This is a genomic window from Collimonas sp. GW821-FHT02H07 (assembly GCF_059421505.1).
This window is the reverse complement of sequence record NZ_JBWKVC010000017.1, coordinates 61,356-85,614: the sequence shown is the minus strand read 5'-3', so window position 1 is coordinate 85,614 and position 24,259 is coordinate 61,356. Positions and strand designations below refer to the sequence as shown.

Here is a 24,259-nt window from a genome sequence, read left to right as displayed (position 1 = left end):
TTTTATTTACTGAATCGTTTGAGAATGCTGACGATCTTTTGCTTGATGGATAGCTTGGGATCGGATTGCGGCTTGATTTTCAACTGGATCTCACGCCGTTGATTGACGATGGCGTCGCCCAGGATGGTGGCGGCGCTCAGTACTACCGGACGTGTTTCATGCTGCGGCAGCAGCAGGGTGACCAGCTCGGACGCCGGCTGGACGCCTGTGCATTCAAGGTCAATGTCCAGCGTCTCCGCATCGCTTTGGACACGAATTTTCCACAGGCTGCTTTTGCCGTCCAGGTAGGCATTGCTGTCGCCGTCATCGTCAAAGAATTCTGTTTCGAAAGCGCCGTCCAGCTGATACGGAAAGACCATGAAGCCTTGCTGGTGCGCGGGCCGGTTGAAGTGCTGCTCGGCGACGTTGACGGCGATGGCGCTGCCGGCGCGCGCCAGCAGCGGCGGCTGTTCGCCCACCGCGGGCAAGGTAATTTCTTGTCCGCCTTGATGATGGGCGCCGCTCCAGAAATCGTACCAGTCGGTGCCGGCTGGCAGATAGACGGTGCGGCTGGTCTGTCCCGACTCGACTACAGCTGCCAGTAATAAATTCGACCCGACCAGCATGTCGTCGTTCTCGGAAAAACACTTCGGATCGCCAGGAAAAGCCAGGAAAGTCGGCTTGATCATCGGTTCGTAGTGCTGGTGATAGCGCCACAGCAGATCGTAGAAATACGGCGTCAGGCAGGCGCGCAGCTTGAGCAGCTTGCGGATCGCGCCGGTGATTTCGGGATACATCCAGGCCTCGTTGACGGTCTTGTCGTCGTTCCAGGAATGGATCGAAAAGCGCGGCATGAAAATGCCGAACTGCACCCAGCGCAACAGCAGCTCCGGACTCGGCGCCGGGCCGCTGAAGCCGCCGACGTCATGGCCGGTGTTGGAGATGCCGGACATGGCCAGGCCCAGCCCCATCTTGATGTTGTACTTGAGCGTCTGCCACGAGGTGTAGTTGTCGCCCGACCAGGTCTGCACATAGCGCTGCATGCCGGCGGCGCCCGAGCGCGACACCAGGTAGGGCCGCTTGTCCGGCGCGAATTCGCTCTGCGCTTGCTGCGACGCGGCCATCATCAGCAGCGTTTGCAAGCCCTTGGCTTCGACCGCCTTGAAACGCTGGCCGAAGCCGTTGGCGGTGGCTTGCGGATTCAAGACCTGGAATTCATTGTTGTCGTTCCAGGTGCTGGTGATGCCGTATTCCAGCAGGGAGGTGGTCACCGCCCGTTTCCACCAGGCGATGGTGTCTGGATTGGTGAAATCCAGGTAGGCGCCGACTTCGTCCCAGAACTGCACCATTTCCGGCTTGTCGTCCTGGTTTTTGATGAACAGGCCCAGGCGCTCGGCTTCGCTGAAGCGCGGATGATCCCGCAACAGGCAAGGCTTGATGTTGGCGCACAGGCGCACGCCATGTGCCAGATAATGTTCGGCAAAGGCTTTGGGGTCGGGAAACTTGTCGCGGTTCCAGTTGAAGACGTAGCGCTTGTTGCCGATCGAGGTATAGCCGGACGACAGGTGGAACGATTCGCACAACATGTCGTGCCGCTCGCAACCGGCCAGGAATTCATTCATCTTTTCCTGTGCGTCCGGCGCGTCGGTATACGTCATGGTGGAACCGGAATAGCCGAGCCCCCATTTCGGCGTGAATGCCGGCTTGCCGGTCATCCAGGTGTAGCGCCGCACCACGTGCTCCATGCTGTCGCCGGCGATGAAGTAGTAATCTAGGTCGCCGTGCTCGGCGACGAAGTAGCGGTAGTGGCCATGATAGTTGTCCAGCTCGCAGCCCATGTCGAGCTTGCCTTCGGACAGAGTGTCGTAGAACAGGCCGAAGGCGGCATGCTGGCGCTTGTTCCAGGTGATGTAGAAGGGAATGTGCTTGTACAGGGCGTCGGTGCTGCTGGCGTCATAGCCCATGGCGTCGATGGTCTTCAGGGAAAAGCTGCGGCCATGGCGGTTGGTGCCGCCGCTGCGTTCGCCGAGGCCGAAGTACATCTCGTCCTGGGCGTCGCGTTTCAGGTAGTGATAGACCTTGTCGTCCCAGTAGCCGAAATTGACGGCTTGCGTGCCGCGGTCCCGCGCCAGTTCTTTCCACTCGCCGGCGGGGCGGGTTTCCCAGCTGCAGAACAAGCCTTTCAGCCGCACCGTCAGGCGGATTTTTTCGGTTTGTATCTGCAGGGCGCCGTCTAGCTGGTGCAGGGTAAAGTCTGGCAGCAAAAAACCAGCCAGCGAGAGTCGTTCGCGTCCCTCCAGCGGCAAGGGCTGCGCGCCGGGCGCAATCGCCCAGGTGCGCGGAAAATGCAGTTGCGCATCCGGCAGCACCATGACGCGGATAATGTCTTGCTCCAGCACGAAGATATGGGCGACATGGCCGTCGGCGCTTTTCAGCATCAGCGCCGCGCCATTCTGTTCCGCCAGATGGAATTCAGGAATATGGTTAACCGACATGCAAATCTCCAGGATGCTTGATTCAGATTCTTGACGCTGTGGCGCTGTTGTCTTTGTAGCCGCGATACAGCAGGAACAGGATGGTGGCTCCTACCACATCGAACATGCCCAGGGCCGCAAACAGCGGGGTATAGCCGACCGATTCGGCCAGTTGTCCGATCAGCAGCGAAAACGAGAGGCCGCCTATCCAGCTGATCATGCCGGTCAGGCCGTTGGCGGTGCCGACCTCTCTGGTGTTGAAGACATCGGCGGTCATGGTGTTGACCAGGCCGGAAATCATCTGGTGGGCGAAGCCGCCGATGCAGAACAGCGCGATGGCGACATAGGGGCTTTCCACATAGCCGACGAAGCCGACGCTGGTCATTAGCAGGGCGCCGGTGGCGATGCCGGCGATGCGCGAGTTGACCAGCTTGAACTTGAAATGCTTCATCAGGAACGGCGACAGGTAACCGCCCAGGATGCCGCCCATGTCGGCGGCGAAGAACGGCATCCAGCCGAAGATGGCGAACTCTTTCAGGTTCATGCCGCGCACGGAAATGAAGTACAGCGGAATCCAGAAATTGAAGGTTTGCCAGGCCGGCTCGGCGAGGAAGCGGGTGATGGCGATACCCCAGAAGCGGCGCGTGCCGACGATGGCTTTGACGGATGGCTTGGCGTGCGACTGGCTTTCAGCGATGCTTTCCTGGCCGGAGAGGATGTAGGCGCGCTCCGTATCGGACAAGTTGGGGTGGTCCTTGGGGGCGCGATAGAAGAAGAACCACAGGCCGGCAAAGATGAAACCCATTGCGCCGGTCACGATGAAGGCGGCTTGCCAGCTGTGCTTGTACAGCAGCCAGGCCACCAGCACCGGCGCGATCACCGCGCCCATGGAAGTGCCGGCGTTGAAATAGCCCACGGCCACTGAACGTTCCTGTTTGGGAAACCATTCCGACACCGCCTTGATGCCTGCCGGTATCGCCGCCGCTTCGGTCAGGCCGAGCAGGCCGCGGAAGAACGCCAGCGAGATCCAGCCGGTGGCGAAGCCGTGCAGCATGCCCACCACCGACCAGGCCGCGGCGAACAAGGCAAAGCCGACTTTCAGGCCGAGGAAGTCGATGATATAGCCGCACACCGGCTGCATGATGGTGTAGGCGACCTGGAAGGCCGCCACCACGTACGAGTATTCCTTGGTGCTGAAAGCCAGGTCGTGTTTCAGCGTGTCCGCCAGTACCCCCAGCGAATTGCGCGAGATGTAGTTCAGGATGGTGCCAAAGCAGACGAGGGCGATAATCCACCAGCGCAGACCCTTTATGCGTTTCATATTTGTTGTCTCGGTTAGTTTTTATAAATGACCGCCTTGGTGGCGTCTTGGTGATTCCGGAACAGTTGTTCTATTTGATTTTTAAATACGGGCTGTGATGGTCCCCTGGGAGTCGGCCGGCTGCGCCTAGATTCTGGCGGCACAGGCCGGAACAATGGTATTCATCAGCCGAATTCCGCGACAGGCGTGCCGGCTACCGGCATGCTTACTGCGAACAGCGCGCCGGCCAGCGGTTCGCGCGCCAGTGCATCGGCGCTCATGTTTTCGGTGAGCGAAGTGACGTACAGCGTTTTCAGGTCGGCGCCGCCGAAGGCGCACATGGTGGGGCGCGACACCGGCAGCGGCAGGTATCCAAGCAGCTGGCCTTGCGGCGAGAACTTGTTGATGCGTCCGGCAGTGATGCCGCAACCCCAGTAGCAGCCATCGGTGTCGACTGCGCCGCCGTCGGGACGACCCCATTCCGGCTGCATCTGCACGAACACCTGGCGCGGACCGAGCGTGCCGCTGGCGGCGTCGAAGTCATAGCGGTAGATCACCGCGCGGCGCGAATCGGAGTGGTACATGGTGCGGCCGTCAGGACTCCATGCCAGGCCGTTCGAGACCACCAGGTCGTTGCCGTGGGCGCTGACGCTGCCGTCCGGCGCCAGCCGGTAGAGCGAGGCGCAGGCCTGCTTGTCGGCGCGGTCGTCCATGGTGCCGGCCCAGAAGGCGCCGTCAGGTCCGGTCTTGCCGTCGTTGAGGCGGTTGTGCGGAATATGCGGCTCTGGATGCACTATCAGGATCCAGCTGGTATCGGCCGGATCAAACCAGTGGAAGCCATTGCGCAGGGCAGCGACGATCTTGCCGTTCTTCGCCAGGCTGATCGAGCCGATGGCGGCAGGAGCCGGCCAGCTGCGCTGTTGTCCCGAGGCGGGATCAAAGCGGTGCAGCGCGGGCTTGAGGATATCCACCCAGTACAAAACCTGTTCGCGCTGCGACCACACCGGCGACTCGCCGACGATGGCGCTCGCGGCGCAGATGACACGGACAGGATAATCAAATTGCTGGATCATGTTGCTACCTCATTGCTGGTCGTGCGATGGATGGGCTACAGATTTGCATGATGCGGCGGAATGATTGTCGCCGCCGGCTGCCGCAGTTGCTGCCGCTAACGCAGCAGGCAAGGTTTCTTGTTGTCGAACTTCCAGCCGGGGATCAGGTATTGCATGGCGACAGCATCGTCGCGCGCGCCGAGTCCCATGTTGCGATATAGCTGATGCGCGGCTTCCAGCTGCGCCAGGTCGAGCTCGATGCCCAGGCCCGGCTTTTTCGGCACCTCGATCATGCCGCCGGCGATCTGCAACGGCTCTTTGGTCAGGCGCTGGCCGTCCTGCCAGATCCAATGGGTATCGATGGCGGTGATGTTGCCGGGCGCGGCTGCCGCCACATGCGTGAACATCGCCAGCGAGATATCGAAGTGATTGTTGGAATGCGAACCCCAGGTCAGGCCCCATTCGTGGCACATCTGCGCCACCCGCACCGAACCTTGCATGGTCCAGAAGTGCGGGTCGGCCAGCGGAATGTCGACCGATTGCAGCTGGATCGCGTGGCCCATTTCGCGCCAGTCGGTGGCGATCATGTTGGTCGCGGTCTGCAAGCCGGTGGCGCGGCGGAATTCGGCCATGACTTCGCGCCCGGAAAAGCCGTTCTCGGCGCCGCAGGGATCTTCAGCATAGGCCAGCACCGCATACTGGTCGCGGCACAGGCGGATGGCATCCTTGAGCAGCCAGCCGCCGTTAGGGTCGAGCGTGATGCGCGCCTGCGGGAAGCGTTCCGCCAGCGCCGTTACGGCTTCCATTTCATCTTCGCCGCGCAGCACGCCGCCCTTCAGCTTGAAATCGTTGAAGCCGTAACGCTGATAGGCCGCTTGCGCCAGCGCCACCACTGCTTGCGCGTCGAGCGCAGGCTGATGGCGCAGGCGCAGCCAGTCGTCGCCGGCATCCGGTTCGCTGGCGTAAGGCAGGTCGGTGGCGCTGCGGTCGCCGATGTAGAACAGATAGCCCAGCATCTTTACCGCCTCGCGCTGCTGGCCTTCGCCCAGCAAGGCCGCCACCGGCACGCCGAGGAATTTTCCCAGCAGGTCGAGCAGGGCGGCTTCCAGCGCCGTCACGGCATGGATCGCGATGCGCAGGTCGAAGGTCTGCAAGCCGCGGCCGCCGGCGTCGCGTTCGCTGAATGCGCTGCGGACGCTGTTGAGAATGGCCTGGTAGTTGCCGATCGCTTTGCCCAGCAGCAGCGGCCGCGCATCTTCCAGCGTTTGGCGGATGCGTTCGCCGCCCGGCACTTCGCCGACGCCGGTATTGCCGGCGCTGTCGGTGAGGATCACGATGTTGCGGGTGAAATAGGGACCGTGCGCGCCGCTCAGGTTGAGCAGCATGCTGTCGCGGCCGGCGACCGGCACTACGCGCATGTCGACGATGAGGGGACTGCCCGGGACCTGTGTGCTCGATGATGTCATGTGTGGCTGCCTGTGGCTGAATGAATGTTGAATCGTCTGATGCCGCCCGCGCCGGCGTCGCGTTCCAGCGTGTGTGCCGCGCTGCTTTCAACCCGGTATTTCTACAAAATGGGACCGCTACCAATTCAAATGGTAGCGGTCCCATTTTTGACTGTCAATGCTTATTTTTGTAAAAAAAGCTTAGACGCTGGCGCGCTCTATGATGGTGAAGCCGATGTCGCAGACCGGTTCTGCAACAGTTTTGCCTTCGGAGCGGGCGATGATGAAGCGCGCAGCGGTGCTGCCGATGACCGTGCCGTCGATGCGCACGGTGGTCAGCGGCGGCTGCAGGTCGCGCGAAAAACCGAGGTCGCCCAGGCCGATCACCGCCAGTTGTTGCGGGATGGAGATGTTGCTGGCTTGCGCCTCGATCATGACGCCCAGCGCCAGCATGTCGGAGCTGCAGAACACGGCGTCGATATCGGGGTCGCGCGCCAGCAGTTGCGTCAGTCCGCTGCGGCCGTTGCCGAGCGTGGTGGGAGCGGCGACTTCGCAGGAAGGAATGCTGCCGGCCTGCGCCATGCCGAGCCGCACCGCTTCTTGCGCAAAAGCGTTGACGCGGCGGCGGCTGCGGTCGTCGCTGGCGCCGATGGCGGCAACCCGGCGGCGGCCGGCGGCGTGCAGGTATCGGGCCACCGCGATGCCGATTTTTTCATGGGAAAAGCCGACCAGCATGTCGACCGGCGTCGGCGTCAGGTCCCAGGTTTCGACTACTGGAATGCCGCTCGCCAGCAAACGCCGGCGCGCCTGTGCGGAGCGGTTGATGCCGGTCAGCACGATGCCGTCGGGACGGCGGCCGATGATGGCGTCCAGCAGTGCGTCCTCGCGTGAGTTTTCATAGCCGCTCTGGCCCAGCATGACCTGGTAGCCGGCGGCGGCCAGGGTGTCGGTCAGCGACTCTACGGTTTCCAGGAACATCGGGCCGGACAGGGTCGGGACCACTGCCGCCACCAGGCGGCTTTTCTGCGACGCCAGTGCGCCGGCCAGCAGGTTCGGCACGTAGCCGGTTTGCTGTACGGCGGCCTGGACTTTTTGCAGCACCTTGGCGGAAACCGCATCCGGCGTGTTCAATGCGCGCGAAGCGGTGATCGGCGCCACGCCGGCCAGCTTGGCGACGTCGCGCAAGGTAAAGCCGCCGGTCTTGCGGCCGCCTTTGCGGCGCGCGGTGACGTCGGCAACGATTGCATCCATCAGGGTTTCTTTTTCCATGGCGAAATTCTAACATCAATGAAAATGATACCGTTACCATTTTGCCGGTTGTCATGCAAATCAGGACGCTGGGGCGGGTTAGTCCGCTACAATCCAGGCTGGATTTCCCTACGCAGGGGATTTCCAATCATAATAAAAATCTTTGAAAATACCCACGGGACAGGTTTTATGTCAGAAATATCCACGCTAAAGCTGAATGGCCGTCAGCAAGAACTGTTGAGCTACGTGCAGCGCGACGGTTTCGTGACGGTGGAGCATCTGGCTACGCGTTTCCAGATCACCCAGCAAACCATCCGCCGCGACATCAACCTGCTGGCGGAGATGAACCTGCTGCAGCGCTATCACGGCGGCGTCGGCCTGCCGTCCAGCGCCGAGAACATCGCTTACGGCGCGCGCCAGGGTTTGTATTCGGAAGAGAAGCGCCGCATCGCCGCGCTGGTGGTCGAGCATATTCCCGACCAGGCCACGCTGTTCATCAATCTCGGCACCACCAATGAAGAGGTGGCGAAGGCGCTCAGTCGGCGCCGCAACCTGCGCGTCATCACCAACAACCTGAACGTGGCGGCGATCATGAGCGGCTATCCGGGTTGCGAGGTGATCATCACCGGCGGCGTGGTGCGCGCGCGCGACCTCGGCATCACCGGCGAAGAAACCATCGATTTCATCCGCCGCTTCAAGGTCGATTTCGGCATCATCGGCATTTCCAGCATCGAAGCCGATGGCACCCTGCGCGATTTCGACTATCGCGAAGTGCGGGTATCGGAAGCCATCATCGAACATTCGCGCACCGTTTTCCTGGTCGCCGACCATTCCAAGTTCCGCCGGCCGGCGCTGGTGCGGCTGGGGGATATATCGAAAGTCAACGCCCTGTTTACCGACCAGCCGGTGCCGGAGGAAATGCGCAGCATCTTTGCCGATGCGAAAATCGATGTATTCGTAGCCGGCAGCAACGCCTCCTAGCTGACCTGGCCAGGCGCCTTGGCGGCAAGCCCGCTCGTCGCTCATCGCCCATGCCGTTGCGTGGCGGCGACATTCTGACTTTTCCCCCTTTATTTTCATCTTCGATGCAGCGGTCCAGCCGGTCTGGATCCGCTAGCTCGTGCTCCGCGGCTTGAGGTATCAGCGCGTCGGCGCCGCTATAGGCGAGATTGGAATTAACTATTCTTGTTTAAGTTTATTTCTATCAAGGAATTATTTTTGATAAATATAAATGATTATCTATGTTCGAATTCGAACAATATACTTTCGAATATAAATATTTTATGATGTGCGGTGACATTGCAAACATGCTGACTTTGCCAATTGGCAATAAAGTGTTTGTCCGATGAGTGCGTTACCGACACAAGGAGATAGCTGTGGCATCAGGTGAAATTGTAGATTTGCTGGTAGTGGGCGGCGGCGTTAATGGCGCCGGGATTGCGCGCGACGCGGTCGGCCGCGGCCTCAGCGTGTTGCTTTGCGAACAGGACGACCTGGCTTCGCACACTTCTTCCGCCAGCTCCAAGCTGATCCACGGCGGCCTGCGTTACCTTGAGCAATACGAATTCAGCCTGGTGCGCAAGGCCCTGCAGGAGCGCGAGCAGCTGCTGCGCATGGCGCCGCATATCATCGGGCCGCTGCGCTTCGTCATGCCGCATGTACCGAGCCTGCGGCCGGCCTGGATGATACGCGCCGGCCTGTTTTTATACGACAACCTCAGCAAGCGTGAATTGCTGGAGGGGTCGCGCACTATCGATTTCCGCAAGCACGTGGCCGGTGCGCCGCTCAAGAAATCCCTGACCAAGGGCTTCGTCTATTCCGACGCCTGGGTGCAGGACGCGCGCCTGGTGGTGCTTAACGCCATGGACGCCAAGGAGCGCGGCGCCACCATCCTCACCCGGACCCGCATGATCCAGGCGCGCCAAGGCAGCCAGTACTGGGACGCGACCCTGTTGTCGACCGAGACCGGCGAGACCAGCGAAGTGCGGGCGCGCTGCATCGTCAACGCCGCCGGTCCATGGGTTGGCAGCCTTTTGAACGGCGCCCTGAATACGCCGGCGCAGCATCACGTCCGCCTGGTCAAGGGCAGCCATATCGTCACCAAGCGTTTGTTCGATCATGACCACGCCTACATTTTGCAGAATCCGGACAAGCGCATCGTTTTTGCGATTCCCTACGAAAACGACTTTACGCTGATCGGCACCACCGACGTGGAATACAGCGGCGATCCGAGCAAGGTCGGGATTTCCGAGGAAGAAACCGCCTATCTGTGCGAATCCGTGAACCGCTATTTCGAAGTGGCGGTGACGCCGCAGCAAGTGGTGTTTTCCTACGCGGGCGTGCGTCCTCTGCTGGAAGAAGAAGTCGCCAATCCGTCCGCCGTCACCCGCGACTACAAGCTGGAGCTGAGAAACGAACCCGGCCTGGCGCCGGTGCTGTCGGTATTCGGCGGCAAGATCACCACCTACCGCCGTCTGGCGGAAGAAGCAATGGAACATCTGCAGCCGCTGTTCGGTTATATGAAATCGCACTGGACCGCGCACGAGCCGTTGCCGGGCGGCGATATCGCCAACGCCGACTTTGCCGAGTTCCTGCGGATTTTCCTGCAGCGCCATGCCTGGCTGCCGGCCTCGCTGGCGACCCGTTATGCGCGCGCCTACGGCACCCGCACGGCGCGCCTGCTGGACGGCATCCACGACGTCGCCGCGCTGGGTGAACTGTTCGGCGGCGATCTGTATGAAGCGGAAGTGCGCTACCTGATGCGCAATGAATGGGCTTTGACGGTGGAAGATATTCTGTGGCGTCGTTCCAAGCTGGGATTGCGCCTTGATGCTGTAGCTGTAGAAAGGCTGCGTACGTGGTTGCAGGAGCAGACGCAAGTGCAGGCGCCGGTTGTCGCCATGCGAGCCTGACGATTCACCCCGGTATTGCCCCGGCGCTGCAGGCAGCAGTACTGCTTGCGCAGCCGGTATATAAAACAGACGGATCCGGCAGCTTTGCCGGATCAAAGTCGCCCGATCCGCACACGCGGATTTCCCAACCTTGGAGTAGACAAGTTGAAAGATAAATACATTTTAGCCCTGGATCAGGGGACTACCAGCTCGCGCGCCATCCTGTTCGATCGCCAGGGCAATATCGTTTCTTCCGCCCAGAAAGAATTCCGCCAGATTTATCCGCAGCCGGGCTGGGTAGAGCATGATCCGCAGGAAATCTGGTCGACTCAGGCCGGCGTCGCCGCCGAAGCGCTGACCAAGGTCGGTTTGAACGGCACCTCGGTTGCGGCTATCGGCATCACCAACCAGCGTGAAACCACCATCGTCTGGGACCGTGAAAGCGGCAAGGCGATCTACAACGCCATCGTCTGGCAGGACCGCCGCACCGCGGCATTCTGCGATGAACTTAAAGCACGCGGCCTGGCGGAAACCATCCGTCAAAAGACCGGCCTGCTGGTGGACTCGTATTTTTCCGCCACCAAGATCCGCTGGATACTGGAAAACGTCGAAGGCGCGCGCCAGCTCGCCAATCAAGGACGCCTTGCCTTCGGTACCGTGGACACCTGGCTGGTGTGGAACATGACGCGCGGCAAACGCTATGTCACCGATGTCTCGAATGCGTCGCGCACCATGCTGTTCAATATCCATACGATGCAATGGGATGACGAGCTGCTCGATATCATGGGTGTCCCGCGCAGCATGCTGCCGGAAGTATGCTCCTCGAGCGAGACCTACGGTCATACCGAAATTTCCGGCTTCGGTTCGGAAATTCCGATTGCCGGGATCGCCGGCGACCAGCAGGCGGCGCTGTTCGGGCAAATGTGCACACAACCGGGCATGGTCAAGAACACCTATGGCACCGGCTGTTTCATGATGATGAATACCGGCGCCAAGCCGATCATCTCGAAGAATAATTTGCTGACCACGGTGGCCTGGAAGATCGGCGGCCAGGTCAGCTACGCGCTGGAAGGCAGCATCTTCATCGGCGGCGCGGTGGTGCAATGGCTGCGCGACGGCCTCGGCATCATCAAGACTTCCAACGAAGTCGAAGCGCTGGCGCGCAGTGTCCAGAACACCGACGGCGTGTATCTGGTCCCTGCGTTTGCCGGCCTCGGCGCACCGCACTGGAATCCGCATGCACGCGGCACGGTCTTCGGCGTCACCCGCGGCACCACTGCCGCGCACTACGCGCGCGCAGCGCTCGACAGCATCGCCTACCAGACCATGGATGTGCTGAAGGCGATGGAAGCCGATGCCGGTATCGTGATTCCGGAACTGCGCGTCGATGGCGGCGCCACCGCGAATAACCTGCTGATGCAATTCCAGTCGGACATGCTCGGCGTCGACGTGGTCCGTCCAAAGGTCACGGAAACGACCGCGCTCGGCGCAGCCTACCTGGCCGGCCTGGCAGTCGGATACTGGAGCAGCACCGACGATGTGCAAGGACAGTGGCAGCTCGACCAGCGCTTCAAGCCGGCCATGCCGGCCGCCGAAGTGCAGGCCAACATCAAGGGCTGGCAGCGGGCGATTGCCGCCGCCACGGTGTGGGCAAACTCCTGACCTGATCCTGATCCTGAGCCGATGCTTGGGAAGCGGACCGCGGTCTGCTTCCCGCTTCCTCCTATATCCTATTTCCGAAAGAGTTTGTCATGACTCCCTATTTGGCTGAATTCGTGGGCACCGCCCTGATTGTCCTGCTTGGCAACGGTGTGGTTGCCAATGTTCTCTTGAGTAAAACCCACGGCCACGGCAGCGGCCTGATCGTGATCACCGTCGGCTGGGCGATGGCGGTGTTTGTCGGCGTGTTCGTCGCGGCTTCGTCCAGCGGCGCCCACCTGAATCCGGCGGTGACGCTGGCGCTGGCGGTGGCCGGCAAGTTTGCCTGGGGCAGCGTGCCTGCCTACATCGCATCGCAAATGCTGGGTGGCATGATGGGTGCTTTCCTGGTGTGGCTGGTGTATCGCAATCACTTCGCCGAAACCACTGACGGCAATCTCAAGCTGGCGGCATTCTGCACGGCGCCGGCGATCCGCAACAAATTCGGCAACGTCGTCTCGGAAGTGGTCGGCACCTTCGTGCTGGTGTACTGCGTGTTGAATATCGCGTCGCCGAAGATGGGCCTGGGCGCGCTGGATGCGCTGCCGGTGGCCTTGCTGGTGATGAGCATCGGCGTATCGCTGGGCGGCACTACCGGCTATGCGATCAATCCTGCCCGCGATCTGGGGCCGCGCCTGATGCATGCGCTGCTGCCGATTCCAGGCAAGCGCGACAGCGACTGGGGTTATGCCCTGGTGCCGGTGGTCGGTTCGATTTGCGGTGGGGTGCTGGCGGCGCTGGTGTACGGCCTGCAGATGGCGCATTAAGAGCCGTAGGGTGGGCACGCTATTGTGCCCACGCGCGACGTGACTTGCCGCGTGGGCACAATAGCGTGCCCACCCTACCTGCTGTTTTTTTATCCCAGCAGTTTTTCTATGTCTGCTGCCAGCGATTCCGGTTTGGTTTGCGGGGCAAAGCGGTCGACGATCGCGCCGTCCTTGTTCACCAGGAACTTGGTGAAATTCCACTTGATGCCTTCGCTGCCGAGCAAGCCGGGAGCAGCGTTTTTCAGATACTGGTAGAGCGGCGCGGCGTGGTCGCCGTTGACGTCGATTTTCTCGAACAAGGGAAAAGTGACGCCGTAGTTCTTCTCGCAAAAAGCGCCGATCTCTTCGGCCGTCCCAGGTTCCTGCGCACCAAACTGATTGCAGGGAAATCCCAGCACTTCAAAACCTTGCGCATGGTATTTCTGGTAAACCTCTTCCAGGCCCTTGTACTGCGGCGTGAAGCCGCAGTTGCTGGCGGTGTTCACGATCAGCAGCACCTTGCCGCGGTAAGCCTCCAGCGAGCTGGGCTTGCCGTCCAGCTGATTGACGGTAAAGTCGTAGATCTTTGTGCCGCTAGTGTCCTTGCTCATACGATCCCCAGATGTTCAGTGCCGGCAGAGAGGTCGCGGTCTTTTGCGTCCTTGCCGCGCAGTTTGATGGAAAGCCGCAGGTCGTTGACCGAATCGGCGTTGCGCAAAGCGTCTTCATAGCTGATTTTATCGTCTTCGTACAAATCGAACAGGGCTTGGTCAAAAGTCTGCATGCCGAGCTCGCGCGACTTCTTCATGATCTCCTTGATTTCATGGACGTCGCCCTTGAAGATCAGATCGGAAATCAATGGCGAATTGAGCAGGATTTCCACTGCGACCGCGCGTCCCTTCACCGTTTTCAATGGCACCAGGCGCTGCGAGACGATGCCTTTCAGGTTGAGCGACAAGTCCATCAGCAGCTGCGGCCGGCGTTCTTCGGGGAAGAAGTTGATGATGCGGTCGAGCGCCTGGTTGGAGCTGTTGGCATGCAGGGTGGCCAGGCACAGATGGCCGGTTTCAGCGAAGGCGATGGCGTAGTCCATGGTTTCGCGGTCGCGGATTTCGCCGATCAGGATCACGTCCGGCGCCTGGCGCAAGGTGTTCTTCAGGGCCACGCCCCAGTTTTCCGTATCGACGCCGACTTCGCGCTGGGTCACGATGCAATTCTTGTGGGGGTGGATGTATTCCACCGGATCTTCGATCGTGATGATGTGGCCGTAGCTGTTTTCATTGCGATAGCCGATCATCGCCGCCAGCGTGGTCGACTTGCCGGAACCGGTGGCGCCGACCATGATCACCAGGCCGCGCTTGGTCATGGCCACTTCCTTGAGCGTAGGCGGCAGGCCCAGGTCTTCGAATTTCGGGATGTCGGTGGTGATGGTCCGCAACACCATGCCGACCCGGCCCTGCTGGATGAAAGCCGAGGCGCGGAAGCGTCCCAGGCCGCCCGGGCTGATGGCGAAATTGCATTCCTTGGTTTCTTCGAAATCCGCCGCCTGCTTGTCGCTCATGATGGCGCGCGCCAGTTCCAGCGTGTGGACGGCGGTCAGCGCCTGGTTCGAGACCGGCGTGATCTTGCCGTCGATCTTGAAGGCTGGCGGAAAATCCGCGGTGATGAACAGATCGGAGCCGCGCTTGCTGACCATCAGGCGCAGCAGGTCGTGCATGAATTTGGTTGCTTGATCTCGTTCCATGTCTATCCTAGTAAAACAATAACAGTATTAGGGCGGCGGGTGGATGGGCGCGAACTGCATGACCCATCATCCGCCTTTTTCAGTTACATTGCGCGGCGGCTGCAACGGACGGCCGGCGCCGCCTGCCGCAGGGTTTTTTAGCCCGGGAAATTATCCGGCGACTTGGCCGCGGCGCGCGCTGTCGCCAGCGAAATCACGTTGCGCTTGACCAGGTCGGTCAGGTTGCTGTCCAGGGTTTGCATGCCCATGTTGCTGCCGGTCTGGATCGCCGAATACATCTGGGCGATCTTGCTTTCGCGGATCAGGTTGCGGATCGCGGGCGTGCCCAGCATGATTTCGTGGGCGGCGACGCGGCCGGAGCCGTCCTTGGTTTTCAGCAGGCTTTGCGAAATCACCGCCTGCAGCGATTCCGACAGCATTGCGCGCACCATTTCCTTTTCTTCCGCCGGGAAGACGTCGACGATACGGTCGATGGTCTTGGCGGCGGACGAAGTGTGCAAGGTGCCGAACACCAGGTGACCGGTTTCAGCGGCAGTCATGGCCAGGCGGATGGTCTCCAGGTCGCGCAACTCGCCGACCAGGATCACGTCCGGATCTTCCCGCAGGGCGGAGCGCAGCGCATTGCTGAACGAATGGGTATGTGGACCGACTTCGCGCTGGTTGATCAGGCACTTGTTGGACTGATGGACGAATTCGATCGGATCTTCGATGGTCAGGATATGGGCGTATTCGTTTTCATTGACGTGGTTCACCATCGCCGCCAGCGTGGTCGATTTGCCGGAACCGGTCGGGCCGGTGACCAGCACCAGGCCGCGCGGCTTGAGCGCAAGTTCGGCAAAGATGCGCGGCGCGTTGAGCTGTTCCAGCGTCAGCACGGTGGAAGGAATGGTCCGCAATACGGCAGCGGCGCCGCGGTCCTGGTTGAAGGCATTGACGCGGAAGCGCGCCAGGCCCGGGATTTCGAACGAGAAATCGCACTCCAGGTGTTCTTCGAAAGCCTTGCGCTGGCCGTCGTTCATGATGTCATAGATCATCGAGTGCACGTCTTTGTGCTCGAGCGGCGGCAGGTTGATGCGGCGCACATCTCCATGAACCCGGATCATCGGCGGCAAGCCTGCGGATAGATGCAAATCGGATGCCTTGTTCTTCACCGAAAAAGCCAGAAGTTCGGAAATGTCCATTTATAATCCCTGTGCTGAATTTTGTTTGTTGAAAGGCATCTTTGGAGCCGCATGCTACCTTGTAGCGCTTTCTTCCCGATCTCGCCAGCGGCAAAATCCGGAAAAAAGTTTCCAAACATGCCAACTGCCGGCGTTTGGTGGTACAAGTTAGTAGTTCTTTACGGCAATTTCCAAAGTCTCCGATTATGTCCTTAATGTCCCAGAAGTTGCAAGCCGTCCATGCCAGTATTCAGGCCGCCGCCGCTGCGGTGTCGCGCCGGCCTGACAGTGTCGCCTTGCTGGCGGTGTCCAAGACCTTCGGCGCCGGCATGGTGCTGGAGGCAATCGCCGCCGGCCAGCGCGCCTTTGGCGAAAACTATCTGCAGGAAGCCGTGGCCAAGATGGCGGCAGTCGATCTCGCGCTGCAGGCTGAGCGCGGTTCCGCGGCCGAGACCTTGCTGGAATGGCACTTCATCGGTCCGATCCAAAGCAACAAGACGCGACCGATCGCGGAAAATTTTACCTGGGTCCATACCGTGGAGCGCGAAAAAATCGCCCAGCGCCTGTCCGAGCAGCGGCCGCCGCACCTGCCGCCGCTGAATATCTGCCTGCAGGTCAATATCAGCGGCGAAGCCAGCAAGAGCGGCATGGCGCCGGACCAGGTGCTGGATGCGGCGCGCGCCATCATCGGAATGCCGCGGCTGGTATTGCGCGGCCTGATGGCGATTCCAGAGCCGACCGAGGACTTGCAGAAACAGCATGCGGCATTCCGCCGGACGCGCGAATTGCTGCAGCAACTACAAGCCGGGTTGCCGGCGCATGCCGCGCAGCTCGATACTTTATCGATGGGCATGTCGGCCGACATGGCGGTGGCGATCGAAGAAGGCGCCACCATCGTGCGCGTCGGCAGTGCCATTTTTGGACAACGTGAGCGGACCATTCAATCATGAACATGAAAAAACAGTTGAACATCAGTTTCATCGGCGGCGGCAATATGGCGGCCGCACTGATCGGCGGCCTGGCAGGCAAGGTCACCGACGGCGGCAATATCCATGTCATCGATCCCAACCTGGAGGCCTTGCAGAGTTTGACGCAGCGCTTCGGCGTCACGCCGGCCAGTGAGATCGACGCCATGGTCAGCGTCAGCGACGTCATCGTGCTGGCGGTCAAGCCGCAGCAGATGAAACAGGTAATCGGCCAGCTGCGGCCCTACCTCACAACGCAAATGGTGCTGTCGATCGCCGCCGGCATCCGCGCTGCCGACATGTCGCGCTGGCTGGGCGGCCATGACGTCATCGTGCGCTGCATGCCGAATACGCCGGCGCTGATCGGCAAGGGCATCACCGGCATGATCGCCGGCGCCGGCGTATCGCCGCAGCAGCGCGAAACCGCCGACCTGATCATGCAGGCAGTAGGCGCCACGGTGTGGCTGGACGACGAAACAAAGATCGATGCGGTGACGGCGGTGTCCGGCAGCGGGCCGGCCTATGTGTTCTATTTCATCGAGGCGATGCAGCAGGCGGCACAGGAGCTGGGGCTGACCGCGGAGCAGGGCATTGAGCTGGCCAAGGCGACGTTTACCGGCGCGGCGCAACTGGCGGCGCAATCGGCGGAGCCGGTTGCCCTGCTGCGCGAGCGCGTAACCTCGAAAGGCGGCACTACCTATGCCGCGCTGACCAGCATGGAAAATGCCGGCGTCAGGCAGGCCATCGTCAACGCCATCAAGGCGGCTGCGGCGCGCGGGCAGGAACTGGGCGACGAGTTCGGGCGCGATTGACGTAGGATGTGGGCACAGCGTGCCCACGCGCGACTTCAATTGCGTCCCCCTGTGTATGCTGCTAACGCGTGGGCAAAAAATTTGCCCACCCTACAAAAAAACAACGCCCATCGTATTGCGATGGGCGTTGTCTTTTTGTGTTGCAGAAGGTTGCAGATCTTATCTGTTGCGGCCGATCGCCAGGCCAGCCAGCAAGCCGATGACAGCAGCCACGCTGACTGCCTTCCATGGATTGTCGCCGACGTATTCGTCGGTCACGTGGGCAGCGTGCCTGGTCTTTTCGACCGCTTTCTTGGTCGCTTTCGGCAATTCCGATTTGGCGGTGTCCAGCGCCGCTTTCAGTTTTGCGCGCGCCTGGTTGTACTTGGTTTCAGCGTGGTCTTGGGTATCGTCGAGCAGGTTTTCTGCGTCCTTGATGACCGATTTGAGTTCGCCTGCCAGATTGTCGCGCATCTCTTTTACGTTGTCGGTAGTAGCCATGTTTGCCTCTTCAATGTGGATTGCGGGGAAAAATGTTATCTAATATATCACATAAAATGTCGCAGGATTCTCAATGCAGAGCGTAGTCCAGCGCAATGCCGGCAAATACCGCCGCCCCCAGCCAGTTGTTGTGGCGGAAAGCGGCAAAGCAGCCGTCCCGGTCGCGGCTGCGGATCAGGCGGTAGTGATAAAGCGCGCAAGCGGCCGCCAGCAGCATGCCGGCGCTGAACCAGCCGCGCAGGCCGTACTGCCAGCCTACAGCAAATACTAAACCCAAACTGGCCGCATAACAAAGCATGATCGCCAGCACGTCGTAGCGGCCGAAAGTGATCGCCGAGGTGCGGATGCCGATCTTGAGGTCGTCGTCGCGGTCGACCATGGCGTATTCGGTATCGTAGGCCACTGCCCAGAACACATTGGCGACCAGCAGCAGCCACGCCGCCATCGGCACCGTGCCCTGGACGGCGGCAAAGCCCATCGGAATGCCGAAGCCGAAGGCGATGCCGAGATAGGCTTGCGGAATCGCGAAGAAGCGCTTGAAGTAGGGATAGCTGCCGGCGACGATCACCGCGATCACCGACAGTTCCTTGGTCAGCGTGTTGAGCGGCAGGATCAGCAGCAGCGACAGCAAGGTCAGCAGCACCGCCACCATGACGGCTTCCCAGGCGGCGATCTTGCCGCTGGTGAGCGGCCGTTCGGCGGTGCGTTTGACATGCTTGTCGAAATCGCGGTCGGCGAAATCGTTGATGGCGCAGCCGGCCGAACGCATCAGCGCGGTGCCGGCGCAGAAGATCGCCACCAGCCTCCAGGCCGGCTTGCCGCCGGCCGCCAGCCACAGGGCGGCCAGGGTCGGCCACAGCAGCAGCAGGATGCCGATGGGTTTGTTCAGGCGGACCAGCTGAAAATAGAGTTTGAGGCGATTCATGGCGATATATTGCGGACTGGATAAACAAAAAAAGAGACCTGTAAAAGGTCTCGGTGAAGACAGCGGCCGGGGCCGGTTCAGCCTTCGATGGCTACTGCGTCATGCAGCAGGCTCACGCCTTTCAGGCCGCAGGCCAGCACGGCCTTCTGCACTGCTTCGATGGCGGCGTGGCGGGTAAAGCTCTTGCGCCAGACGATGACGACGCGGCGCGACGGCCCCGGCGCGGTAAACGGCACATAGCGCAGCATGCCGTCCTTGGCGGCGAGGTCGGGCACGGACGCTTGCGGCAGCACGGTGATGCCGATGCCGGAAGCCACCATGTGGCGTATGGTTTCCAGCGAAGAGCCTTCAAAGGTGCGGGCGATGCCGTCGCCGGTGGTCGAGAAGCGCGACATTTCCGGGCACACTTCCAGCACCTGGTCGCGGAAGCAATGGCCGTTGCCCAGCAACAGCATGGTTTCCGATTTCAGGTCCTGGGCGCTGATGCTGGCGCGTTCGGCCCAGGCATGGTGCTTGGGCAGCGCCACCACGAACGGTTCGTCGTACAGCGGCTGCACCATCAGGCCGTGTTCGGGAAACGGCAGGGCGATGATGGCGGCGTCCAGTTCGCCCTGGCGAAGCAGCTCCAGCAGGCGCACGGTGAAATTTTCCTGCAGCACCAGCGGCATCTGCGGCACTTGCTCGATCATGGTTTTCACCAGCGGCGGCAGCAGATAGGGGCCGACGGTGTAGATGATGCCGAGGCGCAGCGGTCCGGCCAGCGGATCCTTGTTCTGGTTGGCGATTTCGCGGATGGTGGCGGTCTGTTCCAGCACCCGTTCCGCCTGCGCCACGATCTGCGCGCCCAGCGGCGTCACCGAAATCTCGGTGCCGCCTCTTTCGAAGATCACCACGCCCAGCTCGTCTTCCAGCTTCTTGATGGCGACGGAGAGAGTCGGCTGCGCCACAAAGCAGGCTTCCGCCGCATGGCCAAAGTGCTTTACGCGCGCTACCGCGACGATATATTTGAGTTCGGTCAGAGTCATGTTGTTATCTTCGCATATTTTTAGAGAGATTGTAGCGCCATGCTGAGTGTGGCGATGCGATGTCCGCGTGGATACGCATTGGAATACATGTGGTTTTCCTTTTGCCTGCCGCGCCTTCCAGCAGGCATGGTGCAGCCGGTGACGCCGTTACCGGTGCAAACATCAGCTAATCGAAGCCGATTGCCTGCGTCAATGCTTCTGCCAGCAGCGACGGGCAGTCATAAGCCGGGAAGTGACTTTCACTCTCCAGTACGATGATGTTGTCAAACAAGGAAGGCGACGGCAGAGTCTGGCTGGAATAAATAGCTGTGCGCCGTCTTGCCGGCAACATGGGCAAGCTGGAATAAAGCGCACTGTAATCCATATTCAGCACCGCCTTACTCAGGCGATATATGTATTGTGGCAGGCAGTAACGCAAGCTGCCTGCCCAGATAGGGGAAATCGTATTTTCTACGTGTTCAATAAAAGACGCATAGCCTTGTGCGGCAAATTCAGCTTCAGACTTTGCCGATATTGTCTTCAGCAGTTCTTCGCCAAACGGAGTCGGACCTGGTTCACACAAAATAAGCTGTTCAATTGGCCCCTGATATTGCTGAACCAGCGTTAACGCCGTCAGGCAGCCTATACTGTGGGCGACAATATGGATTTTCCCTATGCCTTCAATTTGCAGCAGGGTGTTCAGTTGCTCGGCATAGGCAGTAGGCGTATAGGGGTAATCAAGAGGTTTGTGGCTATAACCTGTGCCAAGCAAGTCCGGGAGTAAAGTTCGAACGGATGGATAAGCCTCGTCAGCAACCAAGGGTAAATAGTCCCACGAAGCGGCTCCCCCCAGTCCTGGAATAAATAGCAACGTATCGTCGCCATTGTTGACTTGATGGTAGCGCAAATGAAATCGGTCTGCAGATGTAACCATTGTTTTCATGGCGTGCTCTTGTCATTGGATAAAATCATTCAAAACGCGGTTGCTGCCAAGGCTGGCTACACCTTCAGGAAATCTTCTCGTTGACCGAGCCAGCGCGCGAGATGCATGTTCACGGTCGCCGTGTTTTCGGACGTCGGATTTTGCAACAAGTCATGCGCCAGTTCGCGCGCACGGTCGACCAGCCATTGGTCGGTCATCAGGTCGGCGAAGCGCAGCATGGCCTGGCCCGACTGCCGTGCGCCAAGGAATTCGCCGGGACCGCGGATTTCCAGGTCGCGCCGGGCGATTTCAAAACCGTCGGTGGTTTCGCGCATGGTCATCAGGCGCTGCTTGGCGATATGGCCGAGCGGGCTTTGGTATAACAACAAGCATACGCTGGCTGCGGAACCGCGTCCAACCCGGCCGCGCAGCTGGTGCAGCTGCGACAGGCCGAAGCGTTCCGCATGCTCGATCACCATCAGCGAAGCGTTCGGCACATCGACCCCGACTTCAATCACGGTGGTGGCCACCAGCACATGGCATTCGCCGGCGCTGAAGGCATCCATTACTTCCTGCTTCTCAGCCTGCTTGAGGCGGCCATGCACCAGGCCGACGCGCAGGTCGGGCAGCGCTTCCGCCAGCATGGCATAGGTCTCGCTCGCGGTCTGCAACTGCAAGGCTTCCGACTCTTCGATCAGCGGACAGACCCAGTAAGCCTGGCGGCCGTCCTGGACGGCGGCGTGGACGCGCGCGATCACTTCGTCGCGCCGTATCTGGTCGACCGCGCGCGTGACGATAGGCGTGCGGCCCGGCGGCAATTCGTCGATCACCGAGATTTCCAGGTCGGCGTAATAAGTCATCGCCAGAGTGCGTGGAATCGGCGTGGCGCTCATCATCAGCTGATGCGGCACCACCGCCGCGGTTTTCGCCGCCGCCGGTGCTTCGCCGCCGCCGTTCTCGGAAGTGGTCTTGTTGCGCAACGCCAGCCGCTGGCCGACGCCGAAGCGGTGCTGTTCATCGACGATCACCAGCCCCAGCTTGGCGAACTGCACGCTGTCCTGTATCAGGGCGTGGGTGCCGATCACCAGCTGCGCGACGCCGGATTCGATCATGGCTTGCGCCGCCAGCTTTTCCTTCTTTTTCAGGCTGCCGGTGAGCCAGGCGACCTGCACGCCGAGCGGCTCCATCCAGGCGGCGATCTTGCGGAAATGCTGGTCTGCCAGGATTTCGGTGGGCGCCATCAGCACCGCCTGGTAGCCGCTGTCGATGGCCTGGGCTGCCGCCAGCGCCGCCACCACGGTCTTGCCGCTGCCGACATCGCCTTGCAGTAGGCGCTGCATCGGAAACGAGGCGCGCAAGTCTTCGCTGATCTCGGCCACCACCCGCTGCTGCGCCTTGGTCAAGGTAAACGGCAAGGTAGCGAGGAAGGCCGACGACAATTTTCCGACCAGCGGCAAGGCCCGCGCATTCTTGGCGCGGCGCGCAACCTGGGCGCGTTTCAAAGACAGCTGCTGGGCCAGCAGCTCGTCGAATTTCATCCTGACCCAGGCCGGATGCGAACGGTCTTCCAGCGCGTGTTCATCGACGTCGGGCGGCGGGTTGTGCAGCAGGCGCACGGCGTCTTCGAACGGGCTGAGCTGCTGCGCCGCCAGCTGCGCCGGCGACAAGGTGTCGCGCCATTCGACGCGCTGCATGGCGTCGGCGATCGCCTTGCGCAGGAATACTTGCGACAGCCCTTCGCCGGCCGGATACACCGGCGTCAGGACCTCGGGCAGCGGCGCGCCTTCCAGCACCACCTTATAATTCGGATGGACCACCTCGGCGCCGAAAAAACCATGGCGGATTTCACCGCGCGCGCGAACCCGGGTGCCGACCGCCAGCTGCTTGGTCTGGCTGCCGTAGAAATTCAGGAAGCGCATCACCAGCTGGCCGCTGTCGTCGGCGATCGTGACGATCAGCTGGCGCCGCGGCCGGTACTGGATCTCGCAAGAGCTGACTACCCCTTCTACCTGGGCGATGCTGGCGCCCATCATGCCTGCCTGGCGGATGCTGACGACCTCGGTTTCGTCCTCGTAGCGCAGCGGCAGGTGCAAAACCAGGTCCATGTCGGTGCGCAAGCCGAGCTTCTCCAGCTTGCTGGCGCGGGAGTTCGCGGCTGGGGCGGGGGCAGGTTTGGCGGCAGGTTTTCGCTTTGGAGCTGGCATATCGGACTGTTAATGGGTGGCTGGACGGCGGCAGGGCGTAAAATAGCGGGTTTGCTCACGGGCTTGCTTGTCAATCGCGGTATCCTGTCCGGATTTCCAGCGTTTGCCATTGTAAAGCCTATGGCTGCAATGGCAACCCGAGCCTTATTTCATTATTTATCCGAGCATGCATTCTCTTTCCGATTACGACTTCGACCTGCCGCCAGAACTGATCGCGCAAACGCCCTTGGCCGAGCGCAGCGCCTCGCGATTGCTGCACCTGGACGGCGAACAATTAATAGATCGTCAATTCACTGACATTGTCGAGCAGCTCAATGCCGGCGATCTGCTGGTGTTTAACGATACCCGGGTGCTCAAGGCGCGCTTCTTCGGCATCAAGGAAACCGGCGGCAAGGTCGAGGTGCTGGTCGAGCGGGTGGTGGACGACCGCACCGTGCACGCCCAGGTGCGCGCCTCGAAATCGCCGCCGGCCGGCGCCAGGATTCGCCTGGCCGATGCTTTCGACGTCACGGTGGGCGAGCGGGTCGGCGAATTCTATACGCTGCAGTTTCCCGGCAATGTGTTCGAATTGATCGATGCCCACGGCCGCCTGCCGCTGCCGCCGTATATCGAGCACGATGCCGATGCTTTCGATGAGACCCGTTATCAAACCGTCTACGCCAAGCATGCCGGCGCCGTGGCTGCGCCGACTGCGGGTTTGCATTTTGACCAGGCATTGCTGGAACAACTGCGCCAGAAGGGCATAGTCTTCGCCTATGTCACGCTGCACGTAGGCGCCGGCACCTTCCAGCCGGTGCGCAGCGAAAACCTGGCGGAACACAAGATGCACAGCGAGTGGTACACCATCAGCGACGCCACGGTGGATGCGGTGCGCGGCGCCAAGGCGGCCGGCGGCAAGGTGATCGCGGTCGGCACCACCAGCCTGCGGGCGCTGGAGTCGGCTTCGCAGTCGGGCGCCTTGCAGGCCGGCAGCGCCGATACCGCCTTGTTCATCACGCCCGGTTACCGCTTCAAGACCGTGGACCGCCTGATCACGAATTTCCACTTGCCGAAGTCGACCTTGCTGATGCTGGTCTCGGCTTTTGCCGGCTATGACCGCATACGTGCCGCCTATGCCCATGCCATCGCCCAGCACTATCGCTTCTTTAGCTACGGCGACGCCATGCTGCTTACTTACACCGTTTAATTTTGATTGTTGAAAATACCATTC

20 protein-coding genes are annotated in these 24,259 nt (G+C 60.9%); 7 read left to right on the top strand and 13 right to left on the bottom strand.

Annotated elements, in window-relative coordinates:
* Window positions 1-2: 2 nt before the first annotated feature.
* The 5 genes from AC07V8_RS22185 to AC07V8_RS22165 form a co-directional block, all read right to left on the bottom strand.
* Window positions 3-2,474, bottom strand: a complete 2,472-nt coding sequence (locus AC07V8_RS22185; protein WP_494680780.1) for a glycoside hydrolase family 31 protein — start codon at window positions 2,472-2,474, stop codon at window positions 3-5.
* A 22-nt stretch (window positions 2,475-2,496) separates the two neighbouring features.
* Complete coding sequence (locus AC07V8_RS22180; protein WP_494680781.1) at window positions 2,497-3,774, bottom strand: MFS transporter; 1,278 nt, start codon at window positions 3,772-3,774, stop codon at window positions 2,497-2,499.
* A 164-nt stretch (window positions 3,775-3,938) separates the two neighbouring features.
* Window positions 3,939-4,826 (bottom strand): SMP-30/gluconolactonase/LRE family protein, encoded by an 888-nt coding sequence (locus tag AC07V8_RS22175; protein WP_494680782.1) that lies wholly within the window; start codon window positions 4,824-4,826, stop codon window positions 3,939-3,941.
* 95 nt (window positions 4,827-4,921) lie between these two features.
* Entirely contained in the window at window positions 4,922-6,271 is a 1,350-nt protein-coding gene (gudD, locus tag AC07V8_RS22170; protein WP_494680783.1) for a glucarate dehydratase, read from the bottom strand.
* A 180-nt stretch (window positions 6,272-6,451) separates the two neighbouring features.
* Window positions 6,452-7,519 carry a LacI family DNA-binding transcriptional regulator gene (locus AC07V8_RS22165; protein ID WP_494680784.1) on the bottom strand — a complete coding sequence of 356 codons (1,068 nt, stop codon included), beginning with the start codon at window positions 7,517-7,519 and terminating at the stop codon, window positions 6,452-6,454.
* A 168-nt stretch (window positions 7,520-7,687) separates the two neighbouring features.
* On the opposite strand from AC07V8_RS22165, the gene AC07V8_RS22160 reads away from it, so the two are divergent.
* The 4 genes from AC07V8_RS22160 to AC07V8_RS22145 all read left to right on the top strand — a co-directional run bounded on the left by AC07V8_RS22160 (window position 7,688) and on the right by AC07V8_RS22145 (window position 12,854).
* Window positions 7,688-8,479 (top strand): DeoR/GlpR family DNA-binding transcription regulator, encoded by a 792-nt coding sequence (locus AC07V8_RS22160; protein WP_494680785.1) that lies wholly within the window; start codon window positions 7,688-7,690, stop codon window positions 8,477-8,479.
* A gap of 395 nt (window positions 8,480-8,874) precedes the next feature.
* Entirely contained in the window at window positions 8,875-10,410 is a 1,536-nt protein-coding gene (gene glpD, locus AC07V8_RS22155) for a glycerol-3-phosphate dehydrogenase (RefSeq protein ID WP_494680786.1), read from the top strand.
* A gap of 144 nt (window positions 10,411-10,554) precedes the next feature.
* Window positions 10,555-12,051, top strand: a complete 1,497-nt coding sequence (gene glpK / locus AC07V8_RS22150; protein ID WP_494680787.1) for a glycerol kinase GlpK — start codon at window positions 10,555-10,557, stop codon at window positions 12,049-12,051.
* A gap of 89 nt (window positions 12,052-12,140) precedes the next feature.
* The gene (locus AC07V8_RS22145; protein ID WP_211444801.1) at window positions 12,141-12,854 is read left to right on the top strand and encodes an MIP/aquaporin family protein; all 714 of its coding nucleotides are present in this window, start codon (window positions 12,141-12,143) and stop codon (window positions 12,852-12,854) included.
* 89 nt (window positions 12,855-12,943) lie between these two features.
* Here the strand turns inward: AC07V8_RS22145 and AC07V8_RS22140 are convergent, their stop codons facing one another.
* The 3 genes from AC07V8_RS22140 to AC07V8_RS22130 form a co-directional block, all read right to left on the bottom strand.
* Complete coding sequence (locus AC07V8_RS22140; protein ID WP_494680557.1) at window positions 12,944-13,444, bottom strand: glutathione peroxidase; 501 nt, start codon at window positions 13,442-13,444, stop codon at window positions 12,944-12,946.
* Window positions 13,441-14,577: a PilT/PilU family type 4a pilus ATPase gene (locus tag AC07V8_RS22135; RefSeq protein ID WP_061937269.1), complete on the bottom strand. Its 1,137-nt coding sequence runs from the start codon at window positions 14,575-14,577 to the stop codon at window positions 13,441-13,443. Before AC07V8_RS22135 ends, AC07V8_RS22140 begins: the two co-directional genes overlap by 4 nt.
* A 137-nt stretch (window positions 14,578-14,714) precedes the next feature.
* Window positions 14,715-15,758, bottom strand: coding sequence for a type IV pilus twitching motility protein PilT (locus tag AC07V8_RS22130; protein WP_494680556.1), 1,044 nt, complete (start codon window positions 15,756-15,758; stop codon window positions 14,715-14,717).
* Between the two features lie 185 nt (window positions 15,759-15,943).
* Between AC07V8_RS22130 and AC07V8_RS22125 the strand changes: the two genes are divergently transcribed.
* Window positions 15,944-16,687: a YggS family pyridoxal phosphate-dependent enzyme gene (locus tag AC07V8_RS22125; RefSeq protein ID WP_494680555.1), complete on the top strand. Its 744-nt coding sequence runs from the start codon at window positions 15,944-15,946 to the stop codon at window positions 16,685-16,687.
* Between the two features lie 2 nt (window positions 16,688-16,689).
* Entirely contained in the window at window positions 16,690-17,514 is an 825-nt protein-coding gene (gene proC, locus AC07V8_RS22120) for a pyrroline-5-carboxylate reductase (protein ID WP_494680558.1), read from the top strand.
* Between the two features lie 159 nt (window positions 17,515-17,673).
* Here proC and AC07V8_RS22115 read toward each other — a convergent pair whose 3' ends face one another.
* The 5 genes from AC07V8_RS22115 to recG form a co-directional block, all read right to left on the bottom strand.
* A complete protein-coding gene (locus tag AC07V8_RS22115) occupies window positions 17,674-17,994 on the bottom strand; it encodes an ElaB/YgaM/YqjD family protein (RefSeq protein ID WP_494680554.1) in 321 nt (106 codons plus the stop codon).
* A gap of 70 nt (window positions 17,995-18,064) precedes the next feature.
* Entirely contained in the window at window positions 18,065-18,919 is an 855-nt protein-coding gene (gene ubiA, locus AC07V8_RS22110; RefSeq protein ID WP_494680553.1) for a 4-hydroxybenzoate octaprenyltransferase, read from the bottom strand.
* Between the two features lie 77 nt (window positions 18,920-18,996).
* The gene (locus AC07V8_RS22105; RefSeq protein ID WP_494680552.1) at window positions 18,997-19,944 is read right to left on the bottom strand and encodes a LysR substrate-binding domain-containing protein; all 948 of its coding nucleotides are present in this window, start codon (window positions 19,942-19,944) and stop codon (window positions 18,997-18,999) included.
* Window positions 19,945-20,110: 166 nt separating this feature from the next.
* Entirely contained in the window at window positions 20,111-20,866 is a 756-nt protein-coding gene (locus AC07V8_RS22100; RefSeq protein WP_494680551.1) for an alpha/beta fold hydrolase, read from the bottom strand.
* A 56-nt stretch (window positions 20,867-20,922) separates the two neighbouring features.
* Window positions 20,923-23,049, bottom strand: a complete 2,127-nt coding sequence (gene recG, locus AC07V8_RS22095) for an ATP-dependent DNA helicase RecG (RefSeq protein ID WP_494680550.1) — start codon at window positions 23,047-23,049, stop codon at window positions 20,923-20,925.
* Window positions 23,050-23,215: 166 nt separating this feature from the next.
* On the opposite strand from recG, the gene queA reads away from it, so the two are divergent.
* A complete protein-coding gene (queA, locus tag AC07V8_RS22090; protein ID WP_494680549.1) occupies window positions 23,216-24,235 on the top strand; it encodes a tRNA preQ1(34) S-adenosylmethionine ribosyltransferase-isomerase QueA in 1,020 nt (339 codons plus the stop codon).
* The last annotated feature ends 24 nt before the right edge of the window (window positions 24,236-24,259 follow it).